14 protein-coding genes are annotated in these 14535 nt (G+C 72.8%); 10 read left to right on the forward strand and 4 right to left on the reverse strand.

Translation table 11 applies throughout. The features are described from left to right. On the forward strand, window positions 1-977 hold a 977-nt coding region (locus tag G3I19_RS26555; protein WP_164266236.1), incomplete at its 5' end, for an aldehyde dehydrogenase family protein. After that, window positions 974-1627, forward strand: a complete 654-nt coding sequence (locus G3I19_RS26560) for a DUF1349 domain-containing protein (protein ID WP_164266237.1) — start codon at window positions 974-976, stop codon at window positions 1625-1627. The genes G3I19_RS26555 and G3I19_RS26560, both read left to right, overlap by 4 nt. Window positions 1628-1807: 180 nt before the next feature. Here G3I19_RS26560 and G3I19_RS26565 read toward each other — a convergent pair whose 3' ends face one another. Further along, window positions 1808-2560 carry an SDR family oxidoreductase gene (locus tag G3I19_RS26565; protein WP_164266238.1) on the reverse strand — a complete coding sequence of 251 codons (753 nt, stop codon included), beginning with the start codon at window positions 2558-2560 and terminating at the stop codon, window positions 1808-1810. A 165-nt stretch (window positions 2561-2725) separates the two neighbouring features. Here G3I19_RS26565 and G3I19_RS26570 point away from each other — a divergent pair, with 165 nt between their 5' ends. Beyond that, complete coding sequence (locus G3I19_RS26570; RefSeq protein ID WP_164266239.1) at window positions 2726-3565, forward strand: helix-turn-helix transcriptional regulator; 840 nt, start codon at window positions 2726-2728, stop codon at window positions 3563-3565. Between the two features lie 97 nt (window positions 3566-3662). Beyond that, window positions 3663-4367, forward strand: a complete 705-nt coding sequence (locus G3I19_RS26575) for a nucleotidyltransferase domain-containing protein (protein WP_164266240.1) — start codon at window positions 3663-3665, stop codon at window positions 4365-4367. 64 nt (window positions 4368-4431) lie between these two features. Here G3I19_RS26575 and G3I19_RS26580 read toward each other — a convergent pair whose 3' ends face one another. After that, window positions 4432-6183 (reverse strand): hydrogenase maturation protein, encoded by a 1752-nt coding sequence (locus G3I19_RS26580; protein ID WP_164266241.1) that lies wholly within the window; start codon window positions 6181-6183, stop codon window positions 4432-4434. A gap of 329 nt (window positions 6184-6512) precedes the next feature. Here G3I19_RS26580 and G3I19_RS26585 point away from each other — a divergent pair, with 329 nt between their 5' ends. Then, the gene (locus G3I19_RS26585; protein WP_164266249.1) at window positions 6513-7238 is read left to right on the forward strand and encodes a DsbA family oxidoreductase; all 726 of its coding nucleotides are present in this window, start codon (window positions 6513-6515) and stop codon (window positions 7236-7238) included. A 110-nt stretch (window positions 7239-7348) separates the two neighbouring features. Here the strand turns inward: G3I19_RS26585 and G3I19_RS26590 are convergent, their stop codons facing one another. Both G3I19_RS26590 and G3I19_RS26595 read right to left on the reverse strand, forming a co-directional pair. Continuing rightward, window positions 7349-8461 carry a serine hydrolase domain-containing protein gene (locus tag G3I19_RS26590; protein WP_164266242.1) on the reverse strand — a complete coding sequence of 371 codons (1113 nt, stop codon included), beginning with the start codon at window positions 8459-8461 and terminating at the stop codon, window positions 7349-7351. After that, on the reverse strand, window positions 8458-9300 hold the full coding sequence (locus G3I19_RS26595) for an IclR family transcriptional regulator (RefSeq protein WP_164266243.1): 843 nt from the start codon (window positions 9298-9300) through the stop codon (window positions 8458-8460). The genes G3I19_RS26590 and G3I19_RS26595 overlap by 4 nt, the downstream gene beginning before the upstream one ends. Window positions 9301-9354: 54 nt before the next feature. Between G3I19_RS26595 and G3I19_RS26600 the strand changes: the two genes are divergently transcribed. The 5 genes from G3I19_RS26600 (at window position 9355) to G3I19_RS26620 (ending at window position 14495) form a co-directional block, all read left to right on the forward strand. Beyond that, on the forward strand, window positions 9355-10929 hold the full coding sequence (locus tag G3I19_RS26600; protein ID WP_164266244.1) for an ABC transporter substrate-binding protein: 1575 nt from the start codon (window positions 9355-9357) through the stop codon (window positions 10927-10929). Next, a complete protein-coding gene (locus G3I19_RS26605) occupies window positions 10926-11936 on the forward strand; it encodes an ABC transporter permease (protein WP_164266245.1) in 1011 nt (336 codons plus the stop codon). Before G3I19_RS26600 ends, G3I19_RS26605 begins: the two co-directional genes overlap by 4 nt. Window positions 11937-12058: 122 nt before the next feature. Next, the gene (locus tag G3I19_RS26610; protein ID WP_239074847.1) at window positions 12059-12898 is read left to right on the forward strand and encodes an ABC transporter permease; all 840 of its coding nucleotides are present in this window, start codon (window positions 12059-12061) and stop codon (window positions 12896-12898) included. After that, window positions 12895-13707, forward strand: a complete 813-nt coding sequence (locus tag G3I19_RS26615) for an ABC transporter ATP-binding protein (protein WP_164266247.1) — start codon at window positions 12895-12897, stop codon at window positions 13705-13707. Before G3I19_RS26610 ends, G3I19_RS26615 begins: the two co-directional genes overlap by 4 nt. Continuing rightward, on the forward strand, window positions 13704-14495 hold the full coding sequence (locus G3I19_RS26620) for a dipeptide/oligopeptide/nickel ABC transporter ATP-binding protein (protein WP_164266248.1): 792 nt from the start codon (window positions 13704-13706) through the stop codon (window positions 14493-14495). Before G3I19_RS26615 ends, G3I19_RS26620 begins: the two co-directional genes overlap by 4 nt. Window positions 14496-14535: the final 40 nt, after the last annotated feature.

Here is a 14535-nt window from a genome sequence, read left to right on the forward strand (position 1 = left end):
GGGCCGCCGAGCAGGCCGGAGCGGACCCGGCGGTGGTCTCCGTGGTGCACGGCTTCGACGCCGGAGTGGCGCTCGTCAAGCACCCGCTGGTCGCCGCGGCCGGTTTCACCGGTTCGGTGCGCGGCGGCCGGGCCCTCTTCGACGCGGCGGCCGCCAGGCCGGTCCCGATCCCCTTCCACGGCGAGCTGGGCTCGCTCAACCCGGTCGTGGTGACGGAGGCCGCGGCCGCCGAGCGCGCCGAGGAGATCGGCGCGGGCCTCGCGGGCTCGGTCACCCTCGGCACCGGCCAGTTCTGTGTGAAGCCCGGCTTCGTGCTGGCGCCCACCGGGCCGGGCGGCGACGCCCTGGTCAAGTCGCTGACCGCAGCGGTCAGCGACTGCGAGGCCGGTGTCCTGCTCGACCACCGGATGCGGGACGCCTTCCTGGCGGGCGTACGCGAACGGGCCGCGCTGACCGGCGTCGACGTGCCGGTCACGCCGGGGGCGGGCGGCGAGCACACCGTCAGTGCGGGTTTCCTGACGCTGCCGGCGGCGCTGCTCGCCGCGGACGGCGAGCACGATCTGCTCCTGGAGGAGTGCTTCGGACCGGTCACCGTCGTCGCACGCTACGGATCCACCGACGAGATCACCGCGGTGCTCTCCCGGCTGCCGGGCAATCTGACCGCGACCCTCCAGGTCTCCGCCGCCGAGGCCGCGGGCGAGGGCACTGCCGCCGCCCTGCTCGACGAGCTGACCCCGCTCGCCGGCCGGGTCCTGGTCAACGGCTGGCCCACCGGCGTCGCCGTGGCCCCCGCCCAGCACCACGGCGGCCCCTACCCGGCCACCACCTCCACCTCCACATCGGTCGGCGGCACTGCCGTCGAGCGCTGGCTGCGCCCGGTCGTGTACCAGAGCACACCCGACGCACTGCTCCCGCCGGAGCTGCGCGAGACCAACCCGCTGGGCCTGCCCCGCCGTATCAACGGCCTGCCCGAGTGACCCGGCTGCCCGAGCTGCCCTTCCCGCTGCTTCCGGCGGGCCCGCAGGCCCCCTGGTCGTACGGGGCGGGGACGCTCTCGGTACGCGCCGGAGCGCGCCAGGACCTGTTCGTACCCCCGGCGGGCGACTCGCTCACCCCGGCGTCGGACGCGCCCAGGCTGCTCGGCACGCCCCCGCCCGGCGACTTCCAGCTGATCGCGCGGGTGACGGTGGGTTTCGTCGGCGCGGGGGACGCGGGCGCGCTGTATCTGGAGACCGGCGGACAGCAGGGGCCGCAGCGGGAGGGGCCTCAGCTGGAGTGGGCGGAGCGGGAGTGGGCGAAGCTCTGCTTCGAGCTCTCCCCCGACACCCCCACCGTCTGCTCGGTCGTGACCAGGGGGTACTCGGACGACGTCAACTCCGCGGTGGTGGAGGGCGGCAGCGTCTGGCTGCGGATCAGCCGTACGGGCAAGGCGTTCGCCTTCCACACGTCGGCGGACGGCGAGCGCTGGACCTTCGTACGGGTCTTCGCACTCGGGGACGAGGCGGCGGCGGCCGGCGCCCGGATCGGTTTCCTCGCCCAGTGCCCCACCGCGGACGGCTGCGCGGTGAGCTTCGACTCCGTCGCGTTCCGTGGGTACGCACCCGAGGGGCTGCGCGACGGCAGCTGAGGGGCGACCAGCGCCGGCGCGGCCACACCTGCCACGGCGAACCCCACGTCATGGCCCGTAGCAGCTTCAGAGCCGCACGGGCCAACACGCGACAGCTGACTACGCGAGCGCACCGGTACGAGGCCGTGACCGAAGACATTCGGCCGTGTCCAGGTGGTCCGGGACGGCCCCGTGAGGGTGTCAGACCTGGCCGTAACCGCCGTCGACCTGGTAGTCGGCGCCGTTGACGTGGGAGGCCGCGTCCGAGGCGACGAAGGCGATGACGGCGGCGACCTCTTCCGCGGTACCGGCCCGGGTCATCGGGGTCCCGGTGCCCATCGTGGCGATGAGCGCCTCGCGTTCCTCGGCGGTGGCGGCCAGCTGTGCGATACCGGGCGTGTCCGTCGGGCCCGGGCTCACCACGTTCACCCGGATCCCGCGTGGGGTCAGCTCAAGGGCCCAAGTACGGGCGAGGGCACGGACCCCGGCCTTGGAAGCCGCGTAGAGACTCCGCCCGCGCGACGCCTTGTGCGCGGCCATCGAGCCGGTGAGGACGATGACGCCACCGTCCGCCAGCAGTGGCAGCGCCTTCTGGGCGGTCATGATCGTGCCGGTGATGTTGACGTCGAATACCGACCTGATGACGTCCTCGGTGATGGTTCCCAGCGGTGCGGTCGCGATCGCCGCCGCGTTGACGACCAGCACGTCCAGCCGGCCGCTGCGCCGCTCCACCTGCGCGAAGAGCCGGTCGAGGTCGTCGGCCGAGCGCGAGTCGGCGCGCACCCCGACGACGTCACCCGGCAGATCCGCTGCCGCCGCCGTCAGGGCGTCCTGGTCCCGGCCCGTGATGTAGACGGTGCCGCCGCCTTCGGCGATCTTCCGCGCGGTGACGTGGCCGATACCGGCACTCCCGCCGGTCACGACCGCGACCTTGTGGTGAAACGCGTTGCTCATGGAACTCGTCGTCCGTTCATCCGGGCAGCCGTTCCGAACGGAACGTCCTGCGGGTACAGAGGCGTCAGGAGCCTGCGGCCTGTGCGGACACCGGTGCCAGAAGCCTGCCGATACCGGTACTGACAGCACCAGGCCGGCGCCTCCCGGCTCTGGCACAGTGGACGGGTGCCGACGACCACGAACCGGACCGAACTGCGGGAGTTCCTGCGCTCACGACGCGCGCGGGTCGCACCCGGGGACGTCGGCATCCCCCCGGGAGTCCGGCGGCGTACCCCCGGACTGCGCCGCGAGGAGGTCGCCCAGCTGGCCGGTGTCGGCATCACCTGGTACACGTGGCTGGAGCAGGGGCGGCCGATCAACGTCAGCTCCCAGGTGCTCGACGCGGTGGCCCGCACACTGTTTCTGGGTGCCGCCGAGCGCGACCACCTCTACCGTCTGGCCGAGGTCCCCCAGCCCCCGGCCGTCAGCGATCCGCCGTCCGAGCTCCCCGGCCACCTCGACACCGTCCTGGGAGCTCTGGACCCGTTGCCCGCCATGCTGGCCGACGCCCGCACCGACGTGCTGCGCTGGAACCGTGCCTACGCGGCCCTGCACCCCGCTCTGGTCAGTGCTCCGCCCGGGGAGCGCAACACCCTCTGGCACCTCTTCGCGGCGCCGGAGGGGCAGCACCCCGTCGTCAACCGCGACGAGCAGGCGCCCGAGGCCGTGGCGGGGTTCCGCTATCGCTACAGCCAGAACGCGGGCGACCCGCGATGGCAGGACTTCGTCACCCGTCTGTGCGCCGCCAGCCCGCTGTTCTCCCGGCTCTGGGCCACGCACGACGTCGCTCCGCCGCATCTGTGCGACAAGCGCTACGACATCACGGGGATCGGCGAAGTGAGCCTGCGCGCCACCGGCATGGAACTGACCGACCACCCCGGCGTCCGCCTCGTCGTCCAGACCCCCACCGACAGACGCAGCCGCGAGAACATTGACCGCCTGCTGCGCCGGGCGACCCCCCTGTGACGAATGGACCGACCCTCCAAGAGGCGTGAGCGCCGTCACGGCGGCACCGGAGAGAAATCCCGGTGCCCGGAGCTGCCCTTGGCGGCACACTGGGGCGATGGATCATGTGCAGACCGCCAGGGACCTGGTGCGGGACCGTTTCCCCGAGGCGCGGGCCGCCTTTCTGTGCGGCAGCGTGCTGACTCACCGCCGTACAGCCACCTCCGACCTGGACATCGTGGTCCTGCTGGCCGGTCCGCCCGCTCCGTTCCGGGAGAGTCTGGAGTGGGAGGGCTGGCCGGTGGAGCTGTTCGTCCAGACCGAGGCCGTCTGGCGGTCCTTCGCCGAGCGGGAGACCGTCGCCCGCAACTCCCCGCTGCTCGCCATGTGCGCGGAAGGCATGGTGCTGGCCGATGCGGACGGGCTCGGGGCAGCGCTGCAGGCCGAGTCCAGGGAACGGCTGGCGGCGGGGCCGCCGCCCGTACCCGCGGCGGAGCTGGAGGACCGGCGCTACGCGCTCACCGACACCCTGGACGATCTTCGGGGCTGCACCGACCCGGCGGAGCGTGCCTACCTGGTGGCGGATCTGCTGCGGCGCGCCTCGGAGCTGGCCCTGCTGGCGGGCGGGCACTGGCTCGGCGGCGGCAAGTGGCTCTCACGGCGGCTCGCCGCGGCCGACCCCGCGCTGCACGGGCGACTGACAGCCGGCGCGGCCGCGGCGATGTCCGGCAGGGCTGACGGAACGGAGCACTTCAGCGGGGTGGTGCAGGACGTGCTGAAGCTGGCCGGCGGGCCCATCTGGGCCGGTTACAGACGCAGTTGAGGCCGCGCGAGGCCCCTGACTCCGGCGCCGGGGTGCTGCTCGCCGCGGCACGGCACCGGGCTGCTCACACACCGTCGCCCGGTGCCGTGCCCGTGCGCTGCGGGCGGGGGGTGTCCAGGTGGGGCGGGGTGGCGGGCAGCGGGAGTTTGTGGACGAACGGGCGCCGCAGCGCGTGGTACGGGGCCTGCGGGTCGCGGAAGGTGCGCGCCATCCGCGTCAGCTCGTCCTCCCGGTACGCGGCCAGCGGCCTGACCGCCTCCTCGCGGTCCAGCTCGGCCTTCTTGGCCGCCGCCCGCGACTGCGCGGCGGAGGACGACGCGAGGAGCGTGGCGAGCCGGGTCACCGCGGCCGGGAAGTCCTGCGGGCCGCATTCGACGGTCCGGTCCACCAGGCCGATGCGCTGCCCGGCGGCCGAGCCGACCGGCAGCGCCCGCCGCATCAGCTCCCCGGCGACCTCCGCACCCACCCGGCGCGGCAGGGTGCGGGTCCAGTACTCGGATCCGTGGAGCCCCATCAGCCGGTAGTGCGGATTGAGCACCGAGCCCGCCCGGCACCAGACCTCGTCCGCCGCCAGCGCCAGCATCGCCCCGCCCGCGGCGGCGTTGCCGCCCACAGCGGAGATCACCAGCCGGTCGGTGGTCGTCAGAACGGCCTCCACCAGGTCGTCCATGGCACAGATGTTGGCCCAGGACTCCGCCGCCGGATCGCCGGCCGCCTCGATCACGTTGAGATGGATGCCGTTGCTGAAGAAGTCCCGGCCGCCGCCCAGCACCAGTACCGACGTGGGCCGGGCGAGCGCGGTCCGGTACGCGGCGAGCAGCCGCCCGCACTGGTCCGTGCTCATCGCGCCACCGGGGAACGAGAACGTGAGGAACCCCGCCCGCCCCTCCTCCCGGTACCGGATGTCGCTCCAGGTGCGCGACGGTCCGTCCGTCCGCAGCGGCGCCGGGAGTTCGGGCAGCGCGGGGAGCCGGTCGCCGAGCGCGCCGACAGCCGGGAGCTTGTACGTGGGCGGCTCGCCGGGGACGCGCCGGGGCCGCAGCTCCGGGATCCACACCGCCCCGTCGGCCGTCGCCCGGCAGACCGCACCGGCACGGGTGGCCAGCAGCTCGCCGGGCCGGCCCCGCAGCTCGTCCTCCGGGTGACCGCCGTGCAGGAACCACTCACCGCCGAGCAGCTCGTCCCGTACTCCCGGGTTCGAGTCGGCGGCACGCAGCTTGCGTACGACCGCCGCCGTGGAATCCGTTCGCCAGTCGATCCGCCGCCGCTCCTGCCGCAGATACGGCCTGGTGCGGGCGGCGCCCCGCCGTACCGGCCGCTGCTGCTGCGGCTCCGGCACATACGTACCCGACGCGAAACGCTCGACGGCCTGGAGCACCGCCCGCAGCGCCGCGTCGGAGATCTCGTTGCGGTACAGATCGCTCTTGCCCACATCGGGCACCGGGCACTCGGCGGTGGCCCAGACATCACCGGCGTCCATGACCGCGTCCGCCTGCAGGACGGTGACCCCCCAGCGGGTCACGCCCTCGTGGATCGCCCAGTCCAGGGAGGAGGGCCCCCGGTCGCCGACCGGCCCCGGATGCACGATGAGGCAGGTGTGCGCCGTCCAGATGTCCTGCGGTACGGCGGTCTTCAGCAGCGGGGCGATGATCAGCTCCGGCCGGTGCCTGCGGACGGCCTCCCGCAGCGCCGTGTCGTGCAGGGCGGGGTCGGGCAGCGCGACGGCCACCGCGACGGTGTGCCCGTGCTCCCGCAGCTCGGCGTGCACCCGCTGCGTCAGACTGTTGAAGGCACTCGCGACGAGCAGGATGTGCACGGCGGTCTCCCGGTGATCGGACGCTCCACGGCCGGGGTGGGGCCGGCCGCCTGTGATCGTCGGGCGCACCGGGGCGGTGCACGGGGGACGCCGGGCCGCGGTGTCCACCGAAAGCGGAGTGCTCTGCGCCATCTGCGGCGCCCCGCCTGGCATTCGCGTATGACGCCGGTCACCTTGCCGGCGCGGGCCGAACCGCGCGGCCCCGGTGTCCGTCCGGACGAGGCGGCCGCGGGTCTGTGTCCGCCGGGAATGTGCCGGTCCGCGCACCTGTTGACCAGGTGCGTGCGCGGGGGCTTCCTGTGCCGTACGACCCTGGAGAGATGAAGAACATGCGCGTCGAGATCTGGAGCGACATCGCCTGCCCCTGGTGCTACGTGGGCAAGGCTCGGTTCGAGAAGGCCCTCGCCGGCTTCCCGCACCGCGACCAGGTCGAGGTGGTGCACCGTTCCTTCGAGCTCGACCCGGCGCGGGCGAAGGGCGATGCCGCCCCTGTTCTGGAGATGCTCAGCAAGAAGTACGGGATGAGCCCGGAGCAGGCGCAGGAGGCCGAGAACAACATCGCGGCCAACGCCGGTGCCGAGGGCCTCGGCTACCGCACGGAGGGCCGTGACCACGGGAACACCTTCGACATGCACCGGCTGCTGCACTTCGCCAAGGAGCAGGGCCGGCAGGACGAGCTGATCGGGCTGCTCTACCGGGCGAACTTCGCCGACGAGCGGTCCGTGTTCGACGGCGGCGACGCGTATCTGGTGGAGCTGGCCGTGGAGGCCGGGCTCGACGCCGACGGGGCCCGCGCGGTGCTCGCCGACCCCGCCGCGTACGCCGACGCTGTGCGGAGCGATGAGCGCGAGGCGGCCGAACTCGGCGCGAACGGTGTGCCGTTCTTCGTGCTGGACCGTGCGTTCGGTGTGTCCGGTGCCCAGCCCGCCGAGGTGTTCACGCAGGCACTCGGCCAGGCGTGGGACGCCAGGCCCCGGCCCGCGATGGTCGGCGGCGACGGCGAGGTCTGCGGCCCCGACGGCTGCGAGGTCCCGGCGCCGGGCGAGCGGCCCTGACCGTGCGGTGGAGGCCGGCATGACCGGCAGTGACGGGGGCAGTTGGGACCGGGTGCGGTGGCCGGGCGGGGCCGGGGCGGTGGCTTGTCCGCTGCCCGGCCCACCCCTGACTAACTGAGCACGTACGCCATGTCGTGGAAGGCGCGGCGCACCGCGGCGATGCCGTCCCCGGCCCTGCTCGGATGCACCCGGTTGGTGAGCAGCACCGCGTACCGTCCGGCCGCCGGGTCCACCCAGAGGCTCGTACCGGTGAACCCGGTGTGCCCGTACGAAGCGGGCCCGAACGAGTCGCCGACGGGGGAGCCCACCGGGTCCTGGCCCTGCCAGGCGAGGCCCCTGCGCAGCGCGAGACCGTCCGTGTGGCCAGCCGTCATCAGGGCGAACGTGCCGGGCCGCAGCAGCTCCCGGCCGCCGCCCGCCAGCGACCTGCCCAGCCGCTCCATGTCGTCCAGCGGGGCGAACAGGCCGGCGTGTGCGGCCACCCCGCCGAGCACCGCGGCGTTCTCGTCGTGCACCTCTCCGGTCACCACCCGGCCGCGCCACGGGCAGTCCTCGGTGGCCACCGCGCGCGCCCGGCCCGCCGCGTCCGGAGTGAAGCCGGTCGCCGCCAACCCCAGCGGCGCGCAGACCAGTTCCGCCACCAGCCGGTCCAGCGGGCGCCCGGCGGCCGCCTCCGCGATCAGCCCGAGCAGGATGAACCCCTGCGAGGAGTACTGGACCCGGGTGCCCGGCGGGGCGGCCGGCGCCAGCATGCGTACCGCGTCCAGCAGCGCCGTACGTGTCCCGTGCCCCCGGTAGAGCGGCACGCCTCCCGGCAACCCCGAAGTGTGCGTCAGTAGTTGATGGAGGGTCAGGTCTGCCTTGTCGCCGCCCCGGTACTCCGGCAGATGGCCGCCCACCGTGTCGGTGAGCGCCAGGACGCCCGCGTCGACGAGGGCCATCACGGCGAGACCGGCGACGGGCTTCGTCACCGATGCGAGATCCCACAGTTCGCTGCCGTCGAGCGCGGGCCCCGTCCAGCTCCTGGTGCCGGTCCAGCCGCGGTCCAGCGGGCCGTCCGCGGTGCCGACCGACCAGGCGGCCGCCGAGTAGACCCGGCGCTCCCGCCCCGCGGCGAGCAGCTGGGCAGGCCGACTCGCCCCCGTCGGAGCCGAGTTCACCTCGCCCGTGTTCACCTCGCCCTCGTTCACTTCGTCCGCGTTCACTTCGTCCGCGCCGTTCATGCCCGCTCACCGCCCCGCGCCGCCGTGTCCTTGACGACGCCCAGTGCGGGGCCGCCGCTGCCGAGGCCCGCCGAGACGGTACGCGCGGCCGCGCGCACCATCGGCCCGAACAGTCCGGCGCTCTCCGGATCCAGGGTGAACGTCAGCCCACAGACCCCCAGCGCGCCCACCACCCGCCCGTCCCCGTCCGTCACCGGCGCGGCCACCGCCCGGACGTCCTGCTCGTGGTACTCGTCGTCGACCGCGTAACCGCGCTCCGCCGTACGGCCCAACTCGGCCCGGATCGCGGCCGGTTCGGTGAGCGTGCGGAAGGTGAGCGCGGTGAGCTGGGTCTCTTCGAGCACGGCCGCCACCTCCGGATCCGGCAGTGCGGAGAGCATCGCCAGGCCCGCCGCTGTGCAGTACAGCGGGGTCTCGCCGCCGGGCCGGGTGCTCATCCGGTATCCGCGCACCGGTTCCGACTGCTCCAGGAGCACGGCGGTGGACCGGTGCCGCACCGCGTAGTACGCGAGCAGGCCGGTGCGGGTGCGCAGATCCGCCAGCGCCGGGCGGACCAGCCGGAGGTCGTCCCCGGCGTCCAGCGCGGCCGCGGCCAGGCCGAGCAGCCGGGGCCCCGCGCGGTAACTGCCGCCCTCCGCAGGCTGGGCGAAGCCGTAATCGGCCATGGTCCGCAGATGGCGGTGGACCGTCGGTTTGGTGAGCCCGGTGCGCCGTGCGATCTCGCCAAGGCGGTGCGGGCCGCCCGTCCGTACCAGTGCCTCCAGTACCTCCATGGCTTTGTCGACTGGGCCCTTCCCGGGCTCCTGCTCGCTCGATCGGGTGTTGACCGTGTTCGGCATGACGCCTAGCTTAACCCCATCGCATTCCATCTTCCGGAACGGAAGTGTTGTTCAATGGAACGAATACGTCAGAGGTGGGCCGTGGACCGCATCCACCCGTCCCGCCGCGACGTGCTGCGGCTCGGCGGTCTGATCGTCCCGGCCGTCGCAGCCCCGGCTCTCCTGACGGGGTGTGGCGCCGACCCCGCGAGCAGCGCCGGCAACGTCCTGCGGGTCTCGCAGCCCGGCGACGCCCTCACCATGGACCCGCAGAAACAGGGCGACATGGTGTCGATGAACGCCCTGATCAACATGTTCGACACCCTCACCACCCGGGGCCGCGACAACAGACTGCACCCGCGCCTGGCCCTCTCCTGGACGGCCCGCTCCGCACACACCTGGCGGTTCCGGCTGCGCCCCGGAGTGCGGTTCCACAACGGCGAGCCCTGCGACGCGGCCGCCGTGAAGTTCAGCATCGAGCGGCTGCTCGACCCGGCGACCAAGTCGCCCATCGTCGAGCTGCGTTACGTGAAGAGCGTGAGCGTCGTCGACCGGCTCACGGTGGATGTGCACACCACGCTGCACGACCCGATCCTGCCCGACAAGCTCTCCCTGTTCGGCGGTGTGGTCGTCCCGCCGCGCTATCTCGCCGAGGCGGGTGACGAGGGCTTCGCCGCCCGCCCCGTCGGCACCGGCCCCTTCACCTTCGTCAGCTGGCAGCGCGACCACCAGCTGCGGATGCGGGCCAACAGCAAGCACTGGCAGGGCAGGCCGCACGTGGACGAACTGGTCTTCAGCCCGGCGCCCAACCCGTCGTCCTCGCTCGCCGCCCTCCAGAGCGGCGGCGTCGACCTCGTCACCGGGCTGACCCCCGACGCCGCCCAGCAGCTGGCCGGGTACACCGGGGTGACGCTGGAGAACTATCCCGGCATCCGCACCTCGTACCTCTCGCTGAACACCCTGGACGGCGGCCCGCTCGGCGACCACCGGGTGCGGCAGGCGCTCAACCACGCCATCGACGTCCCGCTGCTGATCAAGGCGGTGCTGGGCGGCAAGGCCCGTGAGGTCCCCGCGATGATCCCGCGCGGCGCCTTCGGCTTCGACCCCTCCGTCAAACCCTTCACCCGCTCGGCGGCGAAGGCACGCGCGCTGCTCGCCGAGGCCGGATACCCGCACGGCTTCACCACCACGCTCACCGCGTCCAACGCCGACTCCAACGTCGCCGAGGCGCTCTCCGGGCTCCTCGCCAGGGCCGGAATACGCGCCCGCGTCGCCCTCCTCGACCCAGGTACGTACGCGGCCCGGCTCACCTCCGACAACCACGGCGCGCTCGGCCCGATGTACCTGGCCGCGAGCACCGTATGGACCCTCGACGGCGAGAGCATGCTCCAGTCCGTCGTACGCAGCGACCGCAGGCAGAGCCGCTGGCACTCCAAGGAAGCGGACCGGCTCATCGACACCGAGGAGCTCTCGGTCGACCCCGCCGCACGCGCCCGCGCCTTCTCCGACCTCCAGCGGCTGATGCGCGAGCAGGCGCCCTTCGTCTTCCTCTACCAGCTCGACAACATCCTCGCCCGCAACGCGCGGCCCCGGTGGAAACCGGGCGCCGCCGGCTCGCTGGCCCTGCAGAACGCGGAGGTCACGGTATGAGCGACCTGTCCCTCCTGGAACCGGACGCGACGGAACCGGACGGTACGCCGGCCGCCCCCGCCCGTACCGTCCGCGACCGGACCCGGCTGCTGCGCGGTGTCCTGGTGCGGCTCGGCACCGCGCTGCTCGTCCTGCTGTGCACGGCGACCGTCTCGTTCTTCCTGGTCCGGCTCTCCGGCGACCCGGTCAAACAGCTGCTACCGCCGGACGCCACCGCACACCAGGAGACCGTGCTGCGGGCGAGCCTCGGTCTGAACCGGCCGCTGTTCACCCAGTACCTGGACTTCCTCTGGGGGCTGCCGCGCCTCGACTTCGGCAACTCCCTCTTCTACAACGAACCGGTCAGGACGGTACTCGCCGACCGGCTGCCCGCCACCCTCCAACTCGCGGGCGCCGCACTGGTGGTGACCCTGGTCATCGCGGTGCCCGCCGGGATCTTCGCGGCCATGCGCCGCGGCCGGGCCTCCGACCGCGGGGTGATGACCGGGGTGCTGCTCGGGCAGTCCACACCGCCCTTCTGGGTCGGCATCCTGCTGATCCTCGTCTTCGCCGTGGGACTGCACGTCCTCCCGGCGTCCGGCTACGGCACCTTCGCCAACCTGGTGCTCCCCGCGGTCACCCTCGCCGTCTACTCCGTCGCCGTCGTCGCCCGGCTGCTGCGGTCCTCGCTGATCGACGTGCTCTCGTCCGACCACATCCGCACCGCACGGGCCAAGGGATTCGGACCGGTCAAGGTGGTGCTCAGGCACGGGCTGCGCAACGCGTCGCTGCCCGTCATCACCGTGGTCGGCCTCGAAGTCGGCAGCCTGCTCGGCGGCGCGATCCTCACCGAACAGGTCTTCTCCTGGCCAGGGGTCGGACAGCTGACCATCGAGGCCATCTCCAAACGCGACTTCCCGCTGGTCCAGGCAACGGTGCTGTTCTTCGCCGCCACCTTCGTCGTGGTGAACCTGCTGGTGGACCTCTCCTACAGCTTCCTCGACCCGAGGGTGAGGTCAACCAAGTGAGCCCGCTGCGCCCAGTGAACAGGACCCTCGTCGCACCACCGTCCGACGACCCGGAAGGATCCGCCGCCGCGGCCCCGTCGACTCCGGCCGCGCCGCCCGCCCGTGGCCCCGGAGCCGCCGCCCTGCGGGCCCTGCTGCGCAACCGGCTCGCGGTCATCGCCCTGGCGGTACTCGCGGTCATGCTGATCGCCGCCGTGTTCGCCCCGCTCATCGCCCCGCACGACCCGAACACGCAGAACCTGCTGCTGCGGCTCAGGCCACCGGCCTGGCAGCACGGCGGCAGCGGCGCCCACCTCCTGGGCACCGACCAGCTCGGCCGGGACATGCTGTCCCGCGTCATCTACGGCACCCGGGTCTCGCTCCTGGTGGGCGCGGGCGCCGCGCTCCTCGCCGGAGTCATCGGCACCGCGGTCGGGCTGGCCTCCGGCTACTTCGGCGGCTGGACCGACCGCGTACTGATGCGCCTCGCCGACGTCCAGCTGGCCTTCCCGGCGATCCTGCTGGCACTGGCCATCGTCGGCTTCCTCGGCTCCGGCCTCTGGTACGTGATCCTCGTGCTCGGCTTCACCGGCTGGGTCTCCTACGCCCGCGTCGTCCGCTCCGAGGTCATGTCGCTGCGCTCCCGCGACTTCATCACCGAGGCACGGGCCATCGGCGTCACGGACGGCACCATCATGCGCCGCCATCTGCTGCCCAATGTGCTGGCGCCGCTCGCCACCATCGGCACCCTGCACATCGCCGCCGCGATCGTCGCCGAGGCGTCCCTGAGCTACCTCGGCCTCGGGGTCCCCAAGGAGACCGTGACCTGGGGGTCGATGCTCTCCGACGGACAGCTCTACCTGGGCACCTCCTGGTGGCTCGCCGTCTTCCCCGGAGCCGCCCTGATGATCACCTCCCTCGCTGTCAACATCACCGGCGACGCCCTGCGCGACGTCGCGGACCCGAAGGCGTACCGCCGATGAAACCCACCTCAGCGGAGCCGCTGCTCCGCGTCAGTGACCTCAGTGTCGACTTCCGGCTCGAAAGCTCCACCGTGCACGCCGTCCGTGGTGTCTCCCTGGAGGTCGCGGCCGGTGAGACGCTCGCCGTCGTCGGCGAGTCGGGCAGCGGGAAGACGGCCACCGCCCTGTCGGTGCTGCGCCTCAACCCGGAGCCGCCCTGCGTCTACAGCGGCGGCGAGATCCACTTCGACGGCCGTGATCTGCTCGCGCTCTCCGAGAAGGAACTCGGCCGGATCAGGGGCCATGACATCGCCATGGTCTTCCAGGACCCGATGACCAGCCTCGACCCGCTCCAACGGGTCGGCAGCCAGGTCGCCGAAGTGCTCCGGCACCACCGCGGCGTGTCCAGGGCCGAAGCGCGGGAGGCCGCCGTCGCGGCACTGGACGAGGTCGGCATCCCCGACCCGGAACGCCGCTACCGGCAGTACCCGCACGAGCTCTCCGGCGGGCTGCGCCAGCGCGTGATGATCGCGACCGCGCTGGTGGGCAGGCCACGGGTGCTCATCGCCGACGAGCCGACCACCGCACTCGACGTCACCGTGCAGCGGCAGATCCTCGACCTCCTGGTCGAGCTGCGGCAACGGCACGGCATGGCCGTCGTCCTCATCACCCATGACCTCGGCGTGGTGGCCGAGACCGCCGACCGGGTCGCCGTCATGAACCACGGCAGGGTCGTGGAGACCGGTGACGTCCTGGACGTCTTCGCGCACCCGGCGGACGACTACACCCGCCGGCTCCTGGACGCCACCCCCCGATTGGAGCCGGCATGACATCAGTGGGCATCACATCAGAACAGGGCCGCCCGCTGCTCGAACTGGACGGCCTGCGCAAGGAGTTCGGCAGCAGGCCGGTGAGCGTCGCGGTGGACGACGTGTCACTGACGGTGTACGAGGGCGAGACCCTGGCCCTCGTCGGCGAATCGGGGTGCGGCAAGACCACGCTGACCAGGCTGCTGCTGCGCCTCATCGAACCCACCGCGGGCCGGGTGCGGTTCGCGGGGCAGGACCTCGGCGGCCTCACCCCGGCCCAGCTGCGCTCCGTACGCAAGCAGATGCAGGTCGTCCTGCAGGATCCGTACTCCAGCATGAACCCGCGGATGCGGATCGCGGACATCGTGGCGGAACCCCTGGTCACCCACGATCCGGCGGCGCGCGGACGGCGCGGCAGGGCCCGCACCAGGGAGCGCGTCGGCGAGCTCCTGGAAGCGGTCGGCCTGGACGCCGGCATCCAGGACCGCTATCCGCACGAGTTCTCCGGCGGCCAGCGCCAGCGCGTCTCGATCGCCCGCGCGCTCGCCATCGAGCCCCGGCTCGTGGTCCTCGACGAACCCACCAGCGCACTCGACGTCTCGGTGCAGGCCAGGATCCTCGACCTGCTCGCGGAGCTCCAGCAGCGCCTCGGCCTGACGTATGTCTTCGTCTCGCACAACCTGGCCGTGGTGCGGCAGGTGGCCGACCGGGTCGCCGTGATGCGCGGTCCTCGTCTGTATCGCGGTCACTCAGCGTTCCAGGACGAGATGACAGTAAAAGTCCCGTTCTGTGCAGTGAGCGATGGTTAACCCGGCGCCCCGGCCACCCGCAGGTCAGGAGTAACGTCTG

This window comes from Streptomyces sp. SID10853 (genome assembly GCF_010548145.1).
Lineage (GTDB): Bacteria > Actinomycetota > Actinomycetes > Streptomycetales > Streptomycetaceae > Streptomyces.

Coding starts and splice junctions, on each gene's coding strand:
- G3I19_RS26565 (WP_164266238.1), bottom strand. CDS start 2,560: ATGAGCAACGCGTTTCACCACAAGGTCGCGGTCGTGACCGGCGGGAGT.
- G3I19_RS26575 (WP_164266240.1), top strand. CDS start 3,663: ATGGATCATGTGCAGACCGCCAGGGACCTGGTGCGGGACCGTTTCCCC.
- G3I19_RS26585 (WP_164266249.1), top strand. CDS start 6,513: ATGCGCGTCGAGATCTGGAGCGACATCGCCTGCCCCTGGTGCTACGTG.
- G3I19_RS26590 (WP_164266242.1), bottom strand. CDS start 8,461: ATGAACGGCGCGGACGAAGTGAACGCGGACGAAGTGAACGAGGGCGAG.
- G3I19_RS26595 (WP_164266243.1), bottom strand. CDS start 9,300: ATGCCGAACACGGTCAACACCCGATCGAGCGAGCAGGAGCCCGGGAAG.
- G3I19_RS26600 (WP_164266244.1), top strand. CDS start 9,355: ATGGAACGAATACGTCAGAGGTGGGCCGTGGACCGCATCCACCCGTCC.
- G3I19_RS26605 (WP_164266245.1), top strand. CDS start 10,926: ATGAGCGACCTGTCCCTCCTGGAACCGGACGCGACGGAACCGGACGGT.
- G3I19_RS26615 (WP_164266247.1), top strand. CDS start 12,895: ATGAAACCCACCTCAGCGGAGCCGCTGCTCCGCGTCAGTGACCTCAGT.
- G3I19_RS26620 (WP_164266248.1), top strand. CDS start 13,704: ATGACATCAGTGGGCATCACATCAGAACAGGGCCGCCCGCTGCTCGAA.